The sequence below is a fragment of the Mesorhizobium sp. STM 4661 genome, from assembly GCF_000359125.1.
Lineage (GTDB): Bacteria > Pseudomonadota > Alphaproteobacteria > Rhizobiales > Rhizobiaceae > Mesorhizobium.
Window position 1 is genome coordinate 75,970 of the sequence record NZ_CAAF010000028.1, and the last position, 19,660, is coordinate 95,629.

General features: G+C 61.6%; 23 protein-coding genes, 2 tRNA genes and 1 pseudogene. 8 read left to right on the forward strand and 18 right to left on the reverse strand.

Annotated features, from left to right (window positions below; translation table 11 throughout):
* Both MESS4_RS09265 and MESS4_RS33400 read left to right on the forward strand, forming a co-directional pair.
* A complete protein-coding gene (locus MESS4_RS09265; protein ID WP_006329269.1) occupies positions 1 to 1,422 on the forward strand; it encodes a hypothetical protein in 1,422 nt (473 codons plus the stop codon).
* Between the two features lie 91 nt (positions 1,423 to 1,513).
* Positions 1,514 to 1,627 (forward strand): annotated as a pseudogene (locus MESS4_RS33400) (IS481 family transposase); the annotation flags it as partial.
* Positions 1,628 to 1,632: 5 nt separating this feature from the next.
* Here the strand turns inward: MESS4_RS33400 and MESS4_RS09270 are convergent.
* The 5 genes from MESS4_RS09270 to MESS4_RS09290 are packed head-to-tail and all read right to left on the reverse strand — an operon-like array spanning position 1,633 to position 5,690.
* A complete protein-coding gene (locus tag MESS4_RS09270) occupies positions 1,633 to 2,181 on the reverse strand; it encodes a 3'-5' exonuclease (RefSeq protein ID WP_006329270.1) in 549 nt (182 codons plus the stop codon).
* The gene (locus MESS4_RS09275) at positions 2,178 to 3,344 is read right to left on the reverse strand and encodes a hypothetical protein (protein WP_006329271.1); all 1,167 of its coding nucleotides are present in this window, start codon (positions 3,342 to 3,344) and stop codon (positions 2,178 to 2,180) included. Before MESS4_RS09275 ends, MESS4_RS09270 begins: the two co-directional genes overlap by 4 nt.
* A 2-nt stretch (positions 3,345 to 3,346) precedes the next feature.
* A complete protein-coding gene (locus MESS4_RS09280) occupies positions 3,347 to 4,243 on the reverse strand; it encodes an ATP-binding protein (RefSeq protein ID WP_006329272.1) in 897 nt (298 codons plus the stop codon).
* A complete protein-coding gene (locus MESS4_RS09285; protein WP_006329273.1) occupies positions 4,240 to 4,740 on the reverse strand; it encodes a hypothetical protein in 501 nt (166 codons plus the stop codon). The genes MESS4_RS09280 and MESS4_RS09285 overlap by 4 nt, the downstream gene beginning before the upstream one ends.
* A complete protein-coding gene (locus MESS4_RS09290) occupies positions 4,740 to 5,690 on the reverse strand; it encodes a CBASS oligonucleotide cyclase (RefSeq protein ID WP_006329274.1) in 951 nt (316 codons plus the stop codon). Before MESS4_RS09290 ends, MESS4_RS09285 begins: the two co-directional genes overlap by 1 nt.
* Positions 5,691 to 5,886: 196 nt before the next feature.
* On the opposite strand from MESS4_RS09290, the gene MESS4_RS09295 reads away from it, so the two are divergent.
* Both MESS4_RS09295 and MESS4_RS09300 read left to right on the forward strand, forming a co-directional pair.
* A complete protein-coding gene (locus MESS4_RS09295; protein ID WP_006329275.1) occupies positions 5,887 to 6,948 on the forward strand; it encodes an XRE family transcriptional regulator in 1,062 nt (353 codons plus the stop codon).
* 12 nt (positions 6,949 to 6,960) lie between these two features.
* Positions 6,961 to 7,437, forward strand: a complete 477-nt coding sequence (locus tag MESS4_RS09300; RefSeq protein ID WP_348259589.1) for a PIN domain-containing protein — start codon at positions 6,961 to 6,963, stop codon at positions 7,435 to 7,437.
* Positions 7,438 to 7,774: 337 nt separating this feature from the next.
* Here MESS4_RS09300 and MESS4_RS09305 read toward each other — a convergent pair whose 3' ends face one another.
* From MESS4_RS09305 to MESS4_RS09355, 11 genes are all read right to left on the reverse strand, one after another.
* Complete coding sequence (locus MESS4_RS09305) at positions 7,775 to 9,085, reverse strand: integrase arm-type DNA-binding domain-containing protein (protein ID WP_006329277.1); 1,311 nt, start codon at positions 9,083 to 9,085, stop codon at positions 7,775 to 7,777.
* A gap of 212 nt (positions 9,086 to 9,297) precedes the next feature.
* Positions 9,298 to 9,373 (reverse strand) — tRNA-Phe (locus MESS4_RS09310).
* A 227-nt stretch (positions 9,374 to 9,600) separates the two neighbouring features.
* Positions 9,601 to 9,792, reverse strand: coding sequence for a DNA gyrase inhibitor YacG (gene yacG, locus MESS4_RS09315; protein ID WP_006329278.1), 192 nt, complete (start codon positions 9,790 to 9,792; stop codon positions 9,601 to 9,603).
* A gap of 48 nt (positions 9,793 to 9,840) precedes the next feature.
* Entirely contained in the window at positions 9,841 to 10,467 is a 627-nt protein-coding gene (locus tag MESS4_RS09320; protein WP_006329282.1) for a Maf-like protein, read from the reverse strand.
* Positions 10,468 to 10,557: 90 nt separating this feature from the next.
* The gene (infA, locus tag MESS4_RS09325) at positions 10,558 to 10,776 is read right to left on the reverse strand and encodes a translation initiation factor IF-1 (RefSeq protein WP_006329283.1); all 219 of its coding nucleotides are present in this window, start codon (positions 10,774 to 10,776) and stop codon (positions 10,558 to 10,560) included.
* 87 nt (positions 10,777 to 10,863) lie between these two features.
* Positions 10,864 to 11,274: a low molecular weight phosphatase family protein gene (locus MESS4_RS09330; protein ID WP_006329284.1), complete on the reverse strand. Its 411-nt coding sequence runs from the start codon at positions 11,272 to 11,274 to the stop codon at positions 10,864 to 10,866.
* Positions 11,275 to 11,322: 48 nt separating this feature from the next.
* On the reverse strand, positions 11,323 to 11,808 hold the full coding sequence (locus tag MESS4_RS09335) for a UPF0262 family protein (RefSeq protein ID WP_006329285.1): 486 nt from the start codon (positions 11,806 to 11,808) through the stop codon (positions 11,323 to 11,325).
* 6 nt (positions 11,809 to 11,814) lie between these two features.
* Positions 11,815 to 13,107, reverse strand: a complete 1,293-nt coding sequence (gene hisD / locus MESS4_RS09340; protein WP_006329290.1) for a histidinol dehydrogenase — start codon at positions 13,105 to 13,107, stop codon at positions 11,815 to 11,817.
* Between the two features lie 9 nt (positions 13,108 to 13,116).
* On the reverse strand, positions 13,117 to 13,548 hold the full coding sequence (locus MESS4_RS09345) for a DUF2948 family protein (protein WP_006329292.1): 432 nt from the start codon (positions 13,546 to 13,548) through the stop codon (positions 13,117 to 13,119).
* A 353-nt stretch (positions 13,549 to 13,901) separates the two neighbouring features.
* Positions 13,902 to 15,194, reverse strand: a complete 1,293-nt coding sequence (gene murA, locus MESS4_RS09350) for a UDP-N-acetylglucosamine 1-carboxyvinyltransferase (RefSeq protein ID WP_006329294.1) — start codon at positions 15,192 to 15,194, stop codon at positions 13,902 to 13,904.
* Positions 15,195 to 15,352: 158 nt separating this feature from the next.
* Positions 15,353 to 15,547, reverse strand: coding sequence for a hypothetical protein (locus MESS4_RS09355; RefSeq protein WP_006329296.1), 195 nt, complete (start codon positions 15,545 to 15,547; stop codon positions 15,353 to 15,355).
* A 160-nt stretch (positions 15,548 to 15,707) separates the two neighbouring features.
* Here MESS4_RS09355 and MESS4_RS09360 point away from each other — a divergent pair.
* Positions 15,708 to 15,782 (forward strand) — tRNA-Thr (locus MESS4_RS09360).
* Between the two features lie 37 nt (positions 15,783 to 15,819).
* On the opposite strand, the gene MESS4_RS09365 is transcribed toward MESS4_RS09360, so the two are convergent.
* Positions 15,820 to 16,593: a glucose 1-dehydrogenase gene (locus tag MESS4_RS09365; protein ID WP_006329298.1), complete on the reverse strand. Its 774-nt coding sequence runs from the start codon at positions 16,591 to 16,593 to the stop codon at positions 15,820 to 15,822.
* Positions 16,594 to 17,069: 476 nt separating this feature from the next.
* Between MESS4_RS09365 and MESS4_RS33405 the strand changes: the two genes are divergently transcribed.
* The 3 genes from MESS4_RS33405 to MESS4_RS31995 all read left to right on the forward strand — a co-directional run bounded on the left by MESS4_RS33405 (position 17,070) and on the right by MESS4_RS31995 (position 18,783).
* On the forward strand, positions 17,070 to 17,222 hold the full coding sequence (locus MESS4_RS33405) for a hypothetical protein (RefSeq protein ID WP_157385545.1): 153 nt from the start codon (positions 17,070 to 17,072) through the stop codon (positions 17,220 to 17,222).
* An 84-nt stretch (positions 17,223 to 17,306) separates the two neighbouring features.
* Positions 17,307 to 18,641 carry an NAD(P)H-dependent oxidoreductase gene (locus tag MESS4_RS09375; protein WP_006329300.1) on the forward strand — a complete coding sequence of 445 codons (1,335 nt, stop codon included), beginning with the start codon at positions 17,307 to 17,309 and terminating at the stop codon, positions 18,639 to 18,641.
* Positions 18,610 to 18,783: a hypothetical protein gene (locus MESS4_RS31995; protein ID WP_006329302.1), complete on the forward strand. Its 174-nt coding sequence runs from the start codon at positions 18,610 to 18,612 to the stop codon at positions 18,781 to 18,783. The genes MESS4_RS09375 and MESS4_RS31995 overlap by 32 nt, the downstream gene beginning before the upstream one ends.
* 21 nt (positions 18,784 to 18,804) lie before the next feature.
* Here MESS4_RS31995 and proC read toward each other — a convergent pair whose 3' ends face one another.
* On the reverse strand, positions 18,805 to 19,620 hold the full coding sequence (gene proC / locus MESS4_RS09380) for a pyrroline-5-carboxylate reductase (RefSeq protein ID WP_006329304.1): 816 nt from the start codon (positions 19,618 to 19,620) through the stop codon (positions 18,805 to 18,807).
* Between the last annotated feature and the right edge of the window lie 40 nt (positions 19,621 to 19,660).

The window sequence follows — 19,660 nt, forward strand, 5'->3', positions numbered from 1 at the left end:
ATGACACGTGAACTATTTGTCGAATACCTGAAGCGCACCGACGCCCGTTCCGATACGGACCTTGCACGCTATACGGTTCAAACTAGACCGCTTGCGACCCTCGCCTCTTCCGAGGCCAAACCCTTCGTGGGCATCGGGCTCAAGGGGGTCGGCAAGACGGCCAGCTTCCTCACTTTACAGGCAATGCCAGGGGCGGACGTCATCCAGGCCATCAACGCCGAAACCCAGGAACCACAAGACCTGACTGCATCCCGGCCAACGCTGCAGTACCTGCCGGAGATCCGGTCCGAATTAGCCTTGCAGGCTTTAATTGCGCTCGCCTCAGAGATCGATAAGACGCCCGCTCTCAGCAAAAAGGTTCCGCAGGACCTACAGCAGCGACTTCATGTCCTACTTGCCGACCTGCAAGGCAAGGCGAAGGAAGCATTCGCCAACCTTGGCGGGTTCTCCGTTCTTGGCTTCGGAATCAGCTTCCGCAACAAGAACAAAACCGCTTCCGACTTCAAGCTGCTAGGTCGCGAAAAGGCAGACGAGGCGCTCAAGCTGCTTAAAGAGATCTGCGCACTAGTTTCGATCAGGATAGTGGTCGACGATCCTGAAGCCATTTTCGCGACCGACGACCGCCTCAACGAAAACCTGATTGCTGCGCTCATCATCGCAGCCCAAGAGTTGCAGGCCCACATAAAGAAGAACTTCAAATGCGTGGTGTTGGTCAAACCCAACATCATGCGCGCTCTGCGCCGAGTGGATGAGTTCGTGAACTTGGAGCTGGACTCACTGGTGAGGCTTAGCTGGAGCGACGAAGAACTGCGAAACGTTATCCTCCGGCGCGCCGAGGCTGCTAAGGTCGACTTGGCCCAAGTATTCGGCGCCGCGCCCGAGCCGGCGCTAAAGCAATTGCTGCAGGACAGCCGGTCCGGCCCTCGCGACGTCCTACGCCGATTGAGCATTCAACTCGACGCATACCCCAATCTTTCGGTGACGCCGGAAAACCTAGAGCTGACGATCGAGCGCTACAGTGGCGCGTGCTTCGACCAGATCTTCGGCGCCTATGAGCGCCAGTATCCCGGGCTGGCTCGAATCTCGCTCATTCTGTTCGAGGGCAAGGCTCCCGATATTCGGCGAGCAGCGATTGCCGAACGCCTGGACCAAATGATCGCCGGCAGCCCCGAGGTCCTTGCCGCGAAGGACCAACCTTGGGCGCGCGACGCGACACTTCTGACAGACCTTCTGGTGCAGTTCGGCCTGGTTGCAGTCAATAGGGGTGGGGACCGGGTGCTGCCCTATCATACCACCTATGTCGATGAGGCTGAGAAACCCGATGCGATCTATTCCGTGTTGCCGGGACTGAGAGGGCGTCTTCGCAGGACCTCAATGCCAGCCTCGACAAAGAAAAAACAGGGTACGACCAAGCGGAAATAGATGTGGTCGACCCAATGTCGCTTGGGTTTCAATTCAGACCTTGGCTAGGTCTTTGATCCCAAGACTTTGATGGTGCGTCAATATCGCACGAATCAAAGGAGGCACTACGGGCCACGTTTTTCATGGGAGCGCCACGACGACAGAGGCAGTACGTCGAGCGATGCAGCATAGTCAAGAGAGCCTGAGGGCGCTCGCGAAGGATTTCCGGAATCAAGGCTGCGTAAGGCTGAGCACATGCCGAAATAGTCGTGCCTGATGCCGAGCGTCGCCAAGCGCATTGTGTCTTTGTTCGGGCGCCTGCTTTGCAACTGGAAACATGCTCGACCTAGTTTCGCGCCAGGCGCAACCGGTCGCTCCCATGTAGAGCGCCTTCACATCCAGTGCTCCGATACCGAACGGGTTGGCGCCGAGGAAATGATGGAAATAGTAGTTCACGAAAGACCAATCAAAGGGAGCGTTGAAACCAACGAACACGGGACGTCCTTCGGAACCTGTGATCTCGGATATCCAAGTCGAGAATTGCGCCATCGCCTGCTCCGGCTCAACGCCGTCCCGTCGCAATATTTCCAGGTCGAAGCCGGTTACCTTCAAGGCATCCGGGTCGAAACGATCATTGATAGGCTTCAGCTCTCGGTAGAACCCAACCCCCTCGACGTCGTCCGCCCGGCACGCGCCGATCGAGAGCATGCTGAAATCGGGGGGTATCGGACCTGCGGCCTCGATATCGACCGATATGAAGATCTCTTGCTTTTCGGTCATGAGATCAGAGGCTCCGTATCGACGATGGGCGGGCGCGATTCCACCGACCGCCAGTGCTCTAGCAATGCGCGTCGGCGCTCGTCGGCGCTCCCTGACGTCTTCCAATGATACCCGGAGAAGGTTGTGATGTCGAAAGGAAGCTGACTCCCCGCCATGGCGGTAACGATGGTGGGCAGAGTTCGCCCGAGCGCGTAGCCGAGTTCGAGGAAGCAATTGGGGCGAGACCCCGTGATGTCGGCGATTACGACTTGGCTGCGATGGAGCTTGCCGAAAATGTCAGCATCGACCCGCGAGTGCTCTACCGCCTGCCTGCCGTCGACGACGACAAGCCTGAAGCCAAGTTCGTCCTCGAACACGGGCTTTACGACAACGTCGAAGAAATCCTGCACGGCAGCGTAATCAACGTGCTCAGGATTCAGCAGCCGCACCGCAAAGGCACGCGGACGCTCGAGGGCCTCAAGCAGGTCCACGAAGTCAGCCACCATGCTGGCAACGTCTTTTGAAGGGGTGAAGTTAATACGGTTAATCCATCCGTGGGGATCCATGATCCCGGTCGTGCGGAAGAGATGCTTGGTGTTGTGACGGCCCAGGCCGAACGAAAACACTTTCCGAGCTCCAGTGGATTCTGCTGAAATGGGCAGGTTCACCGGGACGATATGCTTGCCGACGTCATGGTAGAGGTTGGTAAGGAACAAAACTCCCTCAGTTCCGCCGACGGGAATAAGGATATCGCCCCAGTGCGCCTGGGCTTCCATGCGCTTGCTCGCCATGTTCCAGAACGACGCGTTGTCTACCTTGACAAGATCCGAGCTACGCAGCCTCTCCCAGAGAGGTCGGTACTTTTCCGGTATCTGGTTTTCAGTCTTGTGATGCTGGACGGCGACGACCATGTGCCCCGACACGCCAGCAGGCCGTGAGAGGATGTTGGCCTGGATTGTCTCCCAGATCAGCCAGTCAAAACAGATCGGCTGGCCGTCAACGTCCCGCACTGGTTGTGCATCGACCGGAACGACGAAGTTGGCGCCCCGCTTGATTAGTTCCTTGACGAGGCCCGCAACGAAGGCCTGTGCATGCTCGACATCTGCGCCCGAGGCGACCTCGAGCTCCTTTGCGATGCTGCCCGAGATATGGATACGCCGACCGAAGAGATTAGACCGGGCCATCGTCACTTGTCCGCCATTACGGGTGACGGCGCCATGCTGGCGGCCACATCGAGAAGCACGTCGATCGTCAGGGCTCGATGCGGGAAGACCTTGGCCAAGGCCGACGGATAAAGGCGTGTCCGGATGTCGGAATAGGTCCAGCCCGGCATTCCCGGACGTTCGCCCGTTATCTCGACAAGGCGGTCGAGCTGGGCCGGCCTGGGATCGAGCCCAGCCAGATCCATGCTGAACAGCTGGTGACGTGCTGTCGGGTCGGGCCGTTTGAACTCTTCTATAATGGCGGCGCGCCGCTGAAGCGCTGCATCAAGAACCGACAACCGATTGGTGCAGAGGATCGCGATGATGCGGCCCTGGTACTGGCGTAGATCATCGATGTGCTGAATCAGCGTGTTCACCGCGACCTTGTCTTCATGGTGGCTGTGATCCTGACTTCGGCTTGCGGCGATAGAGTCGCCTTCATCGATGATGAGGATAGCGCGACGCTGCTTGCCGACCGTCTTGATTACGTCTTGGAACGCTTTCGAGATGAGCGTACCCATCTCGCCAACCATGCCTGCGCCGCGAACGCGGTTGCTGAGTTTGAAGAGGATCGAGTCTTCAGCCTTGGCCTCGCCAACAAGACGGTTGGCAATGCATTCCGCGGTAGCGGTCTTGCCGGTGCCGACGTCGCCATAGAAGATGACGAACGGGTATTGTTCCTGGACGAGCGCGACGAGGTCGAGACGGCCGTGGTGAAACTTTTTGTTCCAGGTAGGCAGGTCCTGGGCCTTGAGCATCAGGCGCAGCTGATCGTGCACCGCAGCGTAGCGCTGCTCGAAGCCGAGCAGCGTCTTTGCCTTGGCTGTCAGCTCGGCATTAGGGAGCGGCAGCTGCTGGTCGAAAATGGAGGGTTGGGTCATGACCAGTCCTTCCGATGAAGCCCAAAGCCATTGCTTGCATAGTCACGGCTGCCGCTGGACTTGAGGTTGGCGTGGCTGGTGTCGACACTGGAATCGACCCAGTTGCGCTTGAGCTTTTTTTGCATGGCAGCCATCGCTTCGTCGGTAAGCGCCTTGGTGTGAGAAAGCACGATACGGATGCTCCCTCCCAATGTTTTCGGCCACAGGACCCCGCCAGGCCGGCTGGAAGTGATCTTGCCGGTGTCTTCATCAACATCATAGCGCACGGCCCGGACTTCACCGCCGAGCGAGTTGAGAAGGGTGACGTCGACAGCGGTCAGATATCCCTCCGTAGCGAGCATTTCGATGTCGTGGCCATATTCGGCGGCAGTCTGCTCGGAGAGAGTGCCGCTGCTGTTGGCCATCATCTTGAGGTCGGTCGTCAGTTGGCGGACGACATCGTGGACATCGGCGACGGTATAGCTGGAGGTGTTGGAAGCGGTCTGGGTCGCGCTCATCAGGCGGCCTCCTCGGTAGAGAAGCGCGGTCCGAAGACCTCTTTCCAGATGTCGTTGTCGTTTTCGGCAGAGGCATAATGGGCCACCTCCCATGCCGAATTGGCTGCGGCGACGATCTCCTCGCGCTCTGCCTTGGTGATCCGCGAGGTCACGTTATTCTGGCTGTTGACTGGATCGAGGATGACGACGGGATCAGAAAACGTGTCGTAAGGTCCGGTGTTTTCCGGAAAACGGATTTCCTCCTTCAGGCCGGACTGAGCGATATAAAGCAGGAAGTCCCGGAAACGCTTCTCGATGCTGCCGGCGTTGCCGTTCACCTCAAGTACGTGGGCCATGATGAGCTCGATATGGAAACCCTTCAACGCCTCAAGCTCCGCGTGTCGGCGCCAGCGCTTGCCGATACGAACAAGGGTGCGGAAATTCTTGTCGGCATCCTTACGGTCGCGGACAAATTTCAGTTGGCCCGGCGGATTGGTTTCCACCTTTGTCCCGTCACGAATGTCGAACTGCCAGCCGTAGCCTGGCCGATCAGGGTCCTCGATAATGGGAACCACATCGACCGAAAGCCCGGTTCCTGCAAAGGTGACCGTCGCCGCCTTGCGCTGGATCTCGAAATCTTCGACCGACTTGGTCGGGTAAATGTCGATCAATGCCTTGTGGATCGCGTCGACAAGCTGCTCCAGCGTGTTACCGTCGGCATTGCCGGCCGACACGTAGATCACAAGATCGACGTCGACCGGATCCTCGTTGGTGCGGCGGAGGATGGTGTACTTGGCAAACGAACCGGCTTTGAGCACGCGGGTGATCTTAATGTCAGTGCGACCCTTGAGCGTCTTGTTCAGTTCGATGACAAGGCGGTCTACCTGCGCATGATACTGAGTGCGCTTATCAGCAGGCAGGCGCAGCACGTTGTGATCGTAGTTGAGCAGTGCGGTGTTCGTGAGCGGCATGACTGACCTCCATGACCTGACGCCGGTGCTTGGAGGGTGGCGAATGCGATGCCGTTTCCGAGCGGTTTCCAATTTGGTGACCGAATCGGCCACGTTACGAAGAAAGATCGGACTCCCTTGTATTTAATGCAAGTGTTCGGTTTACAATTTTTGCGAACAGAGCCAGTTTTGTAAACCGGAGCATCAGGAGGCAGGCATGATTGGCAGAAGATTGAAGACCGCCCGCGCAGCACTTTCGCTATCGCTAAGGGATCTGTCAGCCGTCATGGGGGCGATGGTGAGCCCTCAGGCGATCGGTAAGTACGAACGCGACGAGGACATGCCGAGTTCGCGGGTCTTGGGAGCGCTGGCCCGGGCCCTCCAGACCAGCGTCGACTATTTGCTGAGCGGCGAAATGATGTCGCTGGAGGGAGTCGAGTTTCGTAGACGGACGAAATCGTCCAAGGAGGAGAATTCCATCGAGGCGCGCACCATCCACCTCCTCGAGCGATACTTGGCTGTTGAGGAATTGCTGAAACTGCGCAGTCTAGATTGGGAGAAGCCGCGTGGCGCACCATTCCCGACAGCGGACGTCAGAGATGCCGAGGATGCGGCCCGATCGGTACGGGAGGATTGGGGACTGGGCATCGACCCCATCCCAAGGCTCGCCGAACTGCTGGAGGAGCGTGGTATAAAAGTCCTGTCGCTACCACTCACCGACTTAGACGGCCTGGCAGCGAAGGTCATGCGCAAGGACCGCGAAGCGGCGCGTGTGATCGTCATCAGGCGGGACACTTGGTCCGAGCGGAAGCGGTTCAGCCTCGCACATGAGCTCGGCCATATGGTCATGAGCCCGACTGCGGGCGTCGATCCGGAAAAAGCAGCACATCGGTTTGCGGGAGCATTCCTCATTCCAGCCGACGCATTGCGTGCCGAAATGGGCAGTCAGCGTTCGTCTATAAGCATTGGCGAACTGGCTGCCTTAAAGCGGAGATATGGTGTGAGCATCCAGGCAATAGCCTATCGGTGTAGGGATTTGGCCATAATCAATGCAGCGACGCTTTCGTCGCTCTATACGGTCTTTACCGAGCGAGGCTGGCGCTCGGCTCCTTTCGAGGAGCCGGAAAGAATTCCATTTGACTACGAAGAGCCGCATCGCTTGGAACGGCTTTGCCTGAGAGCTTTGACTGAAGGCGTGGTCGGACAATCACGTGCTGCCGAACTTCTGGGCATTTCTCTCGTCGAACTTGACAGCCGACTAAGCAGTTCGGAAGCATGAACCTTGCTAATCGTGGTTGCCGATATCGAGCCAGTGCTCGAACTCATGAAGGTTGGCTTGGCAGCTGACCTCTTTCGGCTGGAACATGAGTTTTGTGCTTTAGACTTGTGCGTCGATGGGATTTGGCTTCCTTCTGAGGCGGCCCTTTTCTCTGGATTAGGCCTGCGGATAGAGGAACTTGATGGGGCAAAGGTCTCAGAGGCGGTGCGCATCGTCAGAGAGCATCGCGAACTAGCGGTTCGAGATGCGATGGCGATCGTCCTCGCGGAAAGCCGTGGCGCGTCGATACTTAGTGTGAACGAGAGAATTGCTAAAATCGAGCGCGTTGGGTGCCGAACAGTAGTCAGCATGGCCTGGATTTTCGACGCTCTCGAAGAGACTGTGCCGCTGCAAAGGATGTTGCCTGCCCTCAAGTTGCTCGTTGGTAAGGGAAACTGCGGGCTATCCGATGCAGATACTCGCCGGCGAATAAGCAAATTAGACCACTGATCGCCGTCCGCCGTCAGGAGCTACCGATGCCGGACTTCGGAAATGCGCTCCAAGCCACGCTGGGCGCGAAGGTATGCTTTCGGACCCCATCATCCCGAAAGCCGACCGACCGCACCCGGCCCCAAACCAGCCACGTTCGTCACGGGTTAATCGACCCTGCACGACGAGACACCGCGGAGGGAATACTAGTCCTGCTCCTGGTCCTTAGGTTCGCCAGACCATACGAGAGAATACGAAGGAAATGTGTGGCCAACATAACGTATTGATTTCCTGTGGAAAACGATGACCCTCCGGGCCTGCAACATTGGTCGCCCAGTTTCGGTGTTTTCGACGGGGTTCAGTGTGATTTTCGGAGGTTGGAGGTTCGTCTCGTCGTTTGGCGAACCGTCGCTGTTGGCTTCCAAACTAGACCCTCGCGAGGATGTATGGACAGCAGGCTTGCCTCGCGTCCCCCGATTGAGACCACCCGCGAGTTTTTGCTCTCGAGTTCATCCAGATAATCGGCCCACCATTGCATCATCCTGACGCGCTCTTCCCAGTGCTCTGCCCGGGCATAGGCGCGCCGAACGTCGTTGTTCTCAATGTGGGCCAGCTGCCGCTCTACGGCGTCCGGGTGCCACTTGCCGCATTCGTTTAGCAGAGTTGATGCCGTTGCTCGAAAGCCGTGCGCGGTAGCTTCTTCTTTGCCATAGCCCATGCGGCGAAGGGCGGCGTTAAGCGTGTTGTCGGAAATCGGACGCGAACCCGATCGAACACTAGGAAACAACAGCGATCCACCACCAGAGATTTCTCTAAGTGAGGTCAGGACGCTGACGGCCTGCGTGGAAAGAGGTACGCGGTGCGGCCGTCGCATCTTCATGCGTCCTTCAGGGATGCTCCACACCGAGCTTTCGAAATCGAACTCGTCCCATCCGGCCGCGCGCAGCTCGCCGGGGCGGGGAAACAGCAGGGCCATCAGCTTCAGAGCGGCTCGGGTTGTAGGCTGTCCGTCAAATGCATTAATCGCCCTCAGCAAGCCTCCCAAGGCCTTAGGATCGGTAACCGCGGCACGGGGCGTGACCGTCGGACCGACGAGTGCGCCCCTCAGGGCGATCGTCGGATCTACATCGGCGCGTGCGGTTGCGATTGCATATCGAAACACGCTGCCGATGGTGGAGCGCATTCGCCTGGCCGACTCGTATCGACCACGAACCTCCACGCTGCGGAGAGCGGCAAGAATTGTGGCCGGGTCGATCTCCCGAACGCTTTTGTCCCCAAACGTTGGATAGGCAAAGTCGAGCAGCCATTTGACCTTGGTGATGGTCCGGTCGGCACGTCCCTCCTTCTTCAGCTTGTCGACATAGTCCTCCGCGATTGAGCGAAAGGTGTCCTCCGCCGAAGCCTTTTGCGACTTACGCTCCTGTGCGGGGTCGATGCCACGTAGGAGGAGACGTTTGGCGGTATCGCGCGCCTCGCGTGCCTCAGCGAGGGAGATGAGGGGATAGCTCCCCAACGCCAGAAGCTTCTGCTTGCCGCCAAAACGATAGGCGAGGCGCCATAGGCGAGATCCGGTAGGCTGCACCCAAAGCTGGAGCCCGCCACCGTCAGACAATTTCACGAGCTTGGAAGCGGGTCGGGCATTACGGCATTTTACGTCGGAAAGAGCCATTTTCGGGACCTCCATTTGGCTGCATCGATACCATCAGGATCTCCAATACCAGCGAAAATACCAGCCCCCCGCCTCGTTGGACCAACTGCGCCGAAATTCCACGAAACCCGACCATCCGCGCTTTGGGCAGCGAAATCAGTAAGTATTTCAGCTAGTTGCCGAGACAGGAGAGTAGAAGCTTCGGCGAAAGGGACTGTCGGGAGAAGAGGGGATGGTGCCCAGAGGCGGATTCGAACCACCGACACGCGGATTTTCAGTCCGCTGCTCTACCAACTGAGCTATCTGGGCCTGTTCCGGCTAACGAAAAATCGCGCTCCGGATTTCTTGAAGGCGCCGTGGCGCCCCTTGAAAGCGCGTGGGTTATAGCATGGGAATCCGGCCTGTCCAGCGCTTAGGCGTTGATTTCAAGCGGGAAAGATCAGTGACCCACCCGACTGTGATCCGGAAAAAGTGGAATCCGGTTTTCGAACGAGATCATGGTCAAGCAGGAGCACCCGCAAGCACGCCGAACAGCCTCATTTCTCGCCGTCGGTGTCTTCCTCGTCGTCGCGGGCCGAAATGACGTAGGCGCCCTTCAGCCAGCGGTTGAGGTCGATGTCCTTGCAGCGCGTCGAGCAGAACGGATAGGTCTCGCGCGCCGACGGCTTGCCGCATTCGGGGCAGGGGCGCCTGGGGCGCAGCGGCGTCACCTTGTCGTCCGGGCTCATGGTCACCTCGAATTCATGGCCGCCTCGAACTTGTTGCCGCCCCCAAACTCATGGCCGGGCCGACATCCAGTTGGCGTGCACCTTGAACCCCTCGCCGTTGAGCAGCGCCACTGTCTCGTAGAGAGGCAGGCCGACGACGTTGGTATAGGAGCCGACGAGCTTGACGACGAAGGAACCGGCCAGCCCCTGGACGGCATAGCCGCCGGCCTTGCCGCGCCATTCGCCCGAGGCGACATAGGCGGCGATCTCCTCGCGCGGCAGCCGCTTGAAGCGCACCCTGGTCTCGACCAGCCGCTGGCGCAATTTGCCGCCCGGCGTGATCAGGCAGATGCCGGAATAGACCCGGTGCGAACGGCCCGACAACAGCCCGAGGCAGTTGGAGGCGTCGTCGAGCGTTTCGGCCTTGGGCAGGATGCGCCGGCCGACGGCGACCACCGTGTCGGCGGCCAGCACGAAGCCGGGCGCATAATCGTCTTCGGTGCTGAGCGACGCCAGCGCCTTCTCGGCCTTTTCCTTCGACAGGCGCTTGACCAGCGAACGTGGATGCTCGGCGCGCAACGGCGTCTCGTCGACATCGGCCGGCAGCACGCGGTCCGGCTCGATGCCGGCCTGCTGCAAGAGTTCGATCCGGCGCGGCGAACCCGAAGCAAGCACCAGCTTGTGCAAAATGCTCATCGTGATTCCGGCCGGGCTCTATCTCTTCGTTTGAGCATTGGATTTGTCCGAAAACCGCTGCGCACTTTTCGGTCCAATGCTCCGACGATCTTACTTGAAACGGTAGGTGATGCGGCCCTTGGTCAGGTCGTAGGGCGTCATCTCGACCAGGACCTTGTCGCCGGTCAGCACGCGGATGCGGTTCTTGCGCATGCGGCCGGCCGTGTGGGCGATGATTTCGTGTTCGTTTTCAAGCTTCACCCTGAACATCGCGTTGGGCAACAATTCCGTGACGATACCCGGAAACTCGAGGACTTCTTCCTTCGGCATTCGATACCTTTGCTTGGATGGCGGTTCCAGCGCCCCGGCCGGAATTTGGGCGGAACCTATATGATAATCGTGCGCTTGTGAACATGCTTAATCCGTGGCGTTTTTGGCCTCGGCGTTGAGAAAACGGCCGGTAATCCGCGCCTTCAGCCGCTCGCGCACGTCGCGATAGGCGGCCATGACCTGCTCGCGCGTGCCGCCTATATTTGTCGGGTCCGGCGTCGGCCAGTATTCGACGTCGACGGCGAGCGAGCGGGTGAGTTCGAGCGCGGTGTGATGCGCTTCCGGCGCCAGCGTGACGATCAGGTCGAAATAGTCGTCCTCGAGATCGTCCAGGGTTCTGGGGTGACGCTCGCCCAGCGACAGGCCGTCCTCGGCAAGCACGGCGTCGACGAACGGATCGCGCTCACCGGCGCGCACACCGGCCGAGGCGACGAAAATCGTGGCCGGAAGCGCCTGGCGCGCCAGCAACTCGGCCATCGGCGAGCGCACGGCGTTCATCCCGCACACGAACAGGATCGAGCGGGGCGGGGAGCCGGCGGCCAGGGTCTAACCCCGCCAGTGCAGCACGCAGACCAGCGTGAACAGCCGGCGCGCCGTGTCGAAGTCGATGTCGATCTTGCCGGCAAGCCGGTCCATCAGCGTCTGCGAGCCTTCATTGTGCAGGCCGCGCCGGCCCATGTCGATCGCCTCGATATGACTGGGCGTCGAGGAGCGGATGGCGTCGTAATAGCTTTCGCAGATCAGGTAGTAATCCTTGACGATGCGCCTGAGCGGCGTCAGCGACAGGATGTGGGTGACCACCTCGGCGCCGTCCTCGCGCGTCACCGCGAAGACCAGGCGGGACTCGGCCAGCGACAGCTTCAGCCGGTAGGGCCCGGCGCCGTCGTCATTGATCGGCCGGAAGCTGTTCTCCTCGATCAGGTCGAAGATCGCCACCGCCCGCTCATGCTCGACATCGGGCGTCGAGCGGCCGATCGATTCGTCGAGTTCGACATCGATCAGCCTGGCACTGGTTCGATCGTAGTCCGACATGTCAGCCTACATGTTCAGCCGTATGGCGACGGAGCGGCCATGCGCGTCGAGGCCTTCCGCCTTTGCCAGCGCGATGGCCGCGGGCGCCAGCAGCCGCAACTGCTCCGGCCCGAGCTTCAGGATCGAGGTGCGCTTGACGAAATCGAGCACTGACAAGCCCGACGAGAAGCGCGCCGAGCGCGCCGTCGGCAGCACGTGGTTGGAGCCGCCGACATAGTCGCCGATGGCTTCAGGCGTGTGGCGGCCGAGAAAGACGGCGCCGGCGTTGCGCATCCGCGAAAGGAAGCCCTCGGCATCGTCGATTGCCAACTCGACATGTTCGGCCGCGATGCGGTCGACCAGCGGCAGCGCCGCGTCGATCGAAGGCACCAGGATCACGGCGCCGAAGTCGCGCCAGCTCGCCGCCGCCGTCTCCCCGCGCGACAGGCTTTGCAACTGGCGTTCGACCGCCTGTTCGACCGCTATGCCGAAGGCCGGATCGTCGGTGACCAGGATCGACTGCGCCGACACGTCATGCTCGGCCTGGGCGAGCAGGTCGGCGGCGATCCAGTCCGGATTATTGCTGCCGTCGGCCACCACCAGCACTTCCGAAGGCCCGGCGATCATGTCGATGCCGACGGTGCCGAACACCTGGCGCTTGGCCGCCGCGACATAGGCATTGCCCGGTCCGACGATCTTGGCGACGGGCTTTATGGTCTCGGTTCCATAGGCGAGTGCCGCGATCGCCTGCGCGCCGCCGACGCGGTAGATCTCGGAAACCCCGGCGAGATCGGCCGCGACCAGCACCAGCGGCGGCACGGCGCCGCCGGAGGCGGGCACGGCAATCGCAATGCGCTCGACGCCGGCGACCTTGGCTGGAATGGCATTCATCAGCACCGAGCTTGGATAGCTCGCCGTGCCGCCCGGCACATAGAGCCCGACCGCCTCGATCGCCGTCCAGCGCGCGCCGAGTTCGACGCCGGCGGCGTCGGTATAGCGGTCGTCCTTCGGCCGCTGCCGCTCGTGATAGGCGCGGATGCGGTCGCGGGCGAATTCGAGCGCCCCGATCGTCTGCGCGTCGGCGCCCTCATAAGCGCGGGCGATCTCGTCCTTCGCCACGGCGATGCCGAGGCTTTTCAGGTCGGCCTGGTCGAACTTCCTGGTGTAGTCGATCAACGCCGCGTCGCCCTCGGCGCGCACCCGCGCGATGATCTGGCGCACCACGGCCTCGACATCGGCGGAAACCTCCCGCTTGGTCAACAGGAATGCGGCGAAACGCGGCTCGAAATCGGCGTCGGATTGGCGAAGCGTGATGGCCATCTCTAGCGCTCAGGCTCTGTGGACGGGACGCGACGTCGCTTCCCAGGCGCCGCCGATGTCGGCCAGCCGCGCCTCGATGCATTCGACATCGAGCATGATCGCGCCGCCGCCCGCAAAGATCAGCTCGACGATGCCGGCGGGCTTGTCGATCCCGACGAAGCTGATCGCCAGCAGCGACAGAACCTCTTCCGGCCTGTCGCGGGCAATGCCGCTGGTCTTGGCGCCCAGCACCCGGTCGAAATGCAGCACGGCCTGCCGCCGCTCATTGTGCTGGCGCAACACGCCCGATTTCGCCTCCCAGACGAAGCGGTTCATGGTCAGCACGAAGCGCTTGGCCGCCGGCAGGTATTCGAGGTCGCCGACCTTCAGCACGGCGTCCTGGACATGGGCCGAGACGATGCTCAGATCCTGATCGTCGAGCGCGACAAGCTTGAGAGCCATGCGGATTTCACACCCTGCGAAGGTTTACAATCGGCTTTCTGTTAGGCGGTCTTGGTGATCCGTGCAACCGCAGCCCAAGGGGATCGCTTCAGGTTCGCGCTGCCCCCCTGCTTTTCCGGCGTTGGTGGTTGGCGAAAGCCGACGCGACATCCGATCTCCCCCCTTGCGGGGGAGATGTCCGGCAGGACAGAGGGGGGTGTGAAGGAATGCCAACTTCGACTTAACCCGTTCCGAAGCGGGAACAGCCTGAGGACGTGGCTGTAATTGGCGGGCAAGTCGGAGGGACAGCACCCCCCTCTGCCCTGCCGGGCATCTCCCCCGCAAGGGGGGAGATCGGCAGCTTCGCCGATTGCCTATGCCGAAATCCGCTCGATCACCGCGCCGCAGCCGGACAGCTTCTCTTCCAGCCGCTCGAAGCCGCGGTCGAGATGGTAGACGCGGTTGACCGTGGTCTCGCCTTCGGCCGCCAGACCCGCAATGACCAGCGAAACGGAGGCGCGCAGGTCGGTCGCCATGACGGGCGCGCCCTTCAGCCTGGAAACGCCGTCGACGATCGCCGTCTGGCCGGACAGCGTGATGTGGGCGCCGAGCCGAGCTAGCTCCTGAACGTGCATGAAGCGGTTTTCGAAGATCGTCTCGGTGATGCGCGACTTGCCCTTGGCCATGGTCATCAGGCCCATGAACTGCGCCTGCAGATCGGTCGGGAAGGCCGGGAAGGGCGCCGTCGTCACATCGACCGGCGAAATGCCGGCGCCATTGCGCCGCACACGGATGCCGGAATTGGTTTGCGTGATCTCGGCGCCGGTCTGGGCAATGATGTCGAGCGCGGTCTGCAACAGCTCGGGCCTCGCGCCTTCCAGCACGACGTCGCCGCCGGTCATCGCCACCGCCATCGCATAGGTGCCGGTCTCGATGCGGTCGGGAATGACGCGCACGCGCGCGCCGGACAGCGCTTCGACGCCATCGATGGTGATGGTTGGCGTACCAGCGCCGGAAATCCTGGCGCCCATGGCGTTGAGGCATTCGGCGAGGTTGACGATCTCGGGCTCGCAAGCAGCGTTTTCCAGCACCGTCTCGCCCTTGGCCAGCGAGGCCGCCATCATCAGCACATGGGTGGCGCCCACCGACACTTTCGGGAATACGTAGCGGTTGCCGACCAGACGGCCGTTCTTGGTCTTGGCGATGACATAGCCGGTATCGACATCGATATCGGCGCCCAGCACCTGCAGGCCTTCCAGGAACAGATCGACAGGGCGCGTGCCGATGGCGCAGCCGCCGGGCAGCGACACCTTGGCTTCGCCCATGCGGGCAAGCAGCGGGCCGATCACCCAGAACGAGGCGCGCATCTTCGACACCAGCTCGTAAGGCGCTGTCGTATCGACGATGTTGCGGGCGGAGAAATTGATGGTGCGCGAATAGCCCTCATGCTGCTTTTCGCGGCGGCCATTGACCGAATAGTCGACGCCATGGTTGCCGAGGATGCGGATAAGCTGCTCGACATCGGCCAGATGCGGCACGTTTTCCAGCGTCAGCGTGTCGTCGGTGAGCAGCGAGGCGATCATCAGCGGCAGGGCCGCGTTCTTGGCGCCCGAGATCGGGATGCTTCCGGCAAGCTTGTTGCCGCCGACGATTCTGATGCGATCCATGGAAGAGATGTCCCCTCGGCCAAAGGCCGGTTTTCTATCGGTTGAGTCTGTCCTGTCTAGACCATTTGGTCCGCCCCGCCGGCCCGTCTAGACCATTGGCCGGCTTGGTTCAAGAAATAGGATTTCTTGGCACGCGGGCCAAGTCTGTTGATATTAAGTCAATCCTTTTGCATTTCCCTTAATGGGCCGAGCCCGTCCGGCCGCTGGTCGGGCTCGCCTGTGCGCCGCGAGCGCGTCTGCGCCTTGCGCTTCTGCAGATTGGCGCGCAACTGCTCGGCGAGCCGGCTCTTGCGGTCCGTGCCAGGCTTTTTCGGCAAACCGTCGGCTTTTGGTGGAATTGTCGTGTCGTTCATCGTCCCGTCCCGGCTGGCGACTAGCCAGCCCGAGAGTCAGGCATAGCCAACATTGTGGCGCCGCCATGTCCTGGAAAGCCGTCCGAAGCCGGCTTCCACACATACTCGCTCTTGGCCTTGCGCTTGCCGGTTCGATATGGCAGAAGCCCCGCCATCGGCGGCTGCGGTAGCTCAGTGGTAGAGCACTCCCTTGGTAAGGGAGAGGTCGAGAGTTCAATCCTCTCTCGCAGCACCAGCCTCCGCTAGATCACTAGAACGGCAACACCCACCCCCTACGCCACCGACCACCCCCCATCCACCAGCACATTCGCCCCAGTGATCATCGACGCCGCCGGCGAGGCAAGGAACACCACCGTCCCCGCGACGTCGATCGGGTCGCCGATGCGGCCGAGCGGGATATGCCCCAGCACATGCGCGTGAAAATCCGGATCGGCGAGCGAGGGCCTTGTGCCGTCGGTCCAGATGAAGGTCGGCGCCACGCTGTTGACGGCGATCTTGTGCTGCGCCCATTCGGCGGCGAGGCAGCGGGTGAGGTGGTTTATCGCCGCCTTGGTCATGCAGTAGATGGCTTCGCCCTTGAGCGTCACGGTGCCGGCCTGCGAACTGATGTTGATGATGCGCCCGGATTTCTGCGCGATCATCAGTTTGGCCACCGCCTGTGTAGTGAAGAACGTGCCCTTGAGGTTGACGTTCACGGTGAGGTCGAAATCCTCTTCGGTCACGTTTTCCGCCAGGTTTTCCGGCCCGAGCCCGACATTGTTGACCAGAACGTCGATGCGCCCGAAGGCGGCGTGCGCCTCGGCGACAGCCTTTCGCACCGTGGCGAGATCGGTCAAATCCATTTGCACCGCCAGCGCTCGGCGGCCCATGCGCTCGATCTCGGTGAGAAGGTCCGCCCCGTCGGCGGCACTGCGCACGCCGACGATCATGTCGGCGCCGGAACCTGCGCAGGCGAGCGCGCAGGCCCGCCCGATGCCGCGCGAGGCTCCGGTGACCAGCACCACCTTGCCGGCCAGATCGAATCTCGGCGTGAACGCGTTCGTCATCGCAACCTCCCCTGAATGCCTTGTCGGGCACGAAATGCCGCGGCAAGGATGGTACCTCTCCGCCGAATAGTATCTGGCTGAACTTTATCCGGTCACCGTTTGAAAGCCAGCCGGCGGCCGATCTCATGGCTCGCCGGCCCGCAAAGAACATCTCTTGTCCTGGGACTTGCCCACCAGCCGGCCATCATGATGCCATGTCCTTGCGGAAGATCGCCAATTGCGGGTTCCGGGGGGCGATGCAGTTTGGGTGGGTAGCAGGAAAGCGCATGCGCGTGGCGTTTGCCGCGGCGCTCGTGCTGTTCTGCTGTACGCTCGTCCCCGCCTTGGCCGAGAACCTCGACAACGTCCGCAAGGGCAGGAACGCGTTGCGATGAGGTTCCCGGCGCTTCGCCGAAAACAGCGAGTCCTGCCCGATACCGTGGCGCGCGGGAGGCGCCTGCGCGTCGGGCCAACGGCCAGTTCGGCTCGACAACGCCTTGCAGCGCCTCGACGCCAAGCAGGACGGTAACGAGGCGCGGGCCTTGCTGGCTGAATTGCAATCTTTTCCGGGAACCAGCAGCAAGAAATTGCCGCCGCCAGCCGGTTTTGTTGGCAAACTGGGACCGTTCCCTGCTATTCCCGCCACCTGATGGATGTCGTCCAGAATTGCATAGCGGTTTTGGGGAGGCGACATGCATAAAAACCAAAGACTTAAAAGCAGTGGACGTTCCTGAATGACCAATGTCGCCCTGACCGGGCTTGCCCGCGATCTCGCCAAGCGTGCCAGCGAAGGCCGCCCGGTGCGCATCGGCGTCATCGGCTCGGGCGAAATGGGTACCGATCTGGTGACGCAAGGCATGCTGATGCCGGGCATTTCGATCTCGGCCATTTCGACTCGGCGCCCGCATACCGCGCGCGAGGCAATCCGCATCGCCTATGGCGACGAGGCGATGGCCGTCGAAGCGGACGCCGCATCGAAAGTCAGCGAGGCGATCGAGAACGGCAAGATCGCCATCACCTCGAACGAGATGCTGGTCACCAATCCGCTGATCGACGTGGTCATCGACGCTACGGGAAAACCTGGCGTCGCCGCCGATTTCGACCTGAAGGCGATGGAGCACGGCAAGCATCTGGTGATGATGAATGTCGAGGCCGACGTCACCATCGGCTGCTATCTCAAGCAGCAGGCCGACCGGCTCGGTGTCGTCTATTCGGTCGGCGCCGGCGATGAGCCGTCGAGCTGCATGGAACTGATCGAGTTCGCCGCCTCACTCGGCTACACCATCGTCTCGGCCGGCAAGGGCAAGAACAACCCGCTCAACCACGATGCCGTGCCCGACGACTATCGCGAGGAAGCGCTGCGCCGCAACATGAACCCGCGCATGCTGGTCGAGTTCGTCGACGGCTCGAAAACCATGGTCGAGATGTGCGCCATCGCCAACGCCACCGGGCTGGTGCCTGATATTGCCGGCATGCACGGCCCCAGGGCCGACCGCGATGAACTGGCCAAGGTGCTCATCCCGCGTGCCGACGGCGGTATCCTGTCCAGGAAAGGCGTCGTCGACTACACGATCGGCAAGGGCGTGGCGCCTGGCGTCTTCGTCATCGTCGAGGCGACGCATCCGCGCATCATCGAGCGCATGGACGATCTCCATATCGGCCATGGTCCCTATTACAGCTTCTTCCGGCCCTATCATCTGACCTCGCTGGAAGTGCCGCTGACCGCCGCGCGCATCGCGCTCTACGGCAAGCCGGACATGGTGCCGCTGCCGAAGCCGGTTGCGGAAGTCTGCGCAGTGGCCAAGCGCGACCTTGCCGCCGGAGAGAATTTCGACGCCATCGGCGAGACCTGCTACCGCTCCTGGACCATGACCGTCGAAGAAGCCCGCGCCTACCGCGCGGTGCCGGTTGGTCTGCTCGAAGGCGGCAAGGTGCTGAAGCCGGTCAGGAAGGGCGAATTGCTGACGGCGGACAATGCCGCACCCGACCGGACGACCAGGCTGTTCGCCTTGCGCCGGCTGCAGGACGAGATGCTGCATGGAGATTTGGGAAGTGAACGAGGCGCGTGAATCCGAATTGAAGCGGGAAAGTGGACGCATTCCTCTGGCCGAACGACTCGCAGCTATTGCCCACGATCTCAAATCCAGAGCGGGCAAGGACGGACGGCCTGTGGCCAAGGATGAGATCGACGACATGTGGGGACATTCCTGATGTCTTGCGACCTCGGTTAGCCTACTTCCCCAGTTCGATCGACCTTAGCCGCGCTGCCTCCACCGCTTCGGTCAGCAGATTTGTCAGCCGCTCCTCGCCCATCAGCACCGCAAGCGCGGCGGCTGTCGTGCCGTTGGGGCTGGTGACCTGCTGGCGCAGCACGCCCGGCTCCTCGCCGCTTTCGGCGGCAAGCGAGGCGGCGCCGTAGACCGTCTGCATGGCCAAGAGCTTGGCGGTCGCCGTCGGCAGCCCGGCTTTCTCCGCGGCCACGGTCAGCGCTTCGATGAAATGGAAGACGTAGGCCGGGCCGGATCCGGACACGGCCGTCACGGCATCCATCAGGCCCTCGTCGTCGATGTCGGCCACCGCGCCGCTCGCCGAAAGCAGATCGGCGACGAAACGCTTGGTATCGTCGGAGACAAGCCTGTTGGAAAACACCACCATCATGCCCTTGCCGATCGCCGCCGGCGTGTTGGGCATGCAGCGGATGATCGGCGCGCGATTGCCCAATATGTCCTCGAAAGTGGCGACCGGGGTTCCGGCGGCGATGCTGACGAAGGTGGTGCGGCCGTCACCGAGGCGCTTGTAGGCGGCGGTCACGTCGCGGATCACCTGCGGTTTCACGGCAATGACGACAAGCGCCGGCACCGCATCCGCCGGAATGCCGCCGGCGTCCGCCGCCGCGCCGCAACCGACCGCTTCGGCGCGCTTGCGCAATTCGGCATTGGGTTCGACCACGAAAACCGCCGCAGGTGCGAGCTTGCCGGACTTCAGCCAACCCGACAGCATGGCGTAGCCCATATTGCCGCAACCGGCGAGAACAAGCCTGATCGCCATGGAAATCCTCCGCTAGAGCATGACCCCGGAAGCCGGATAC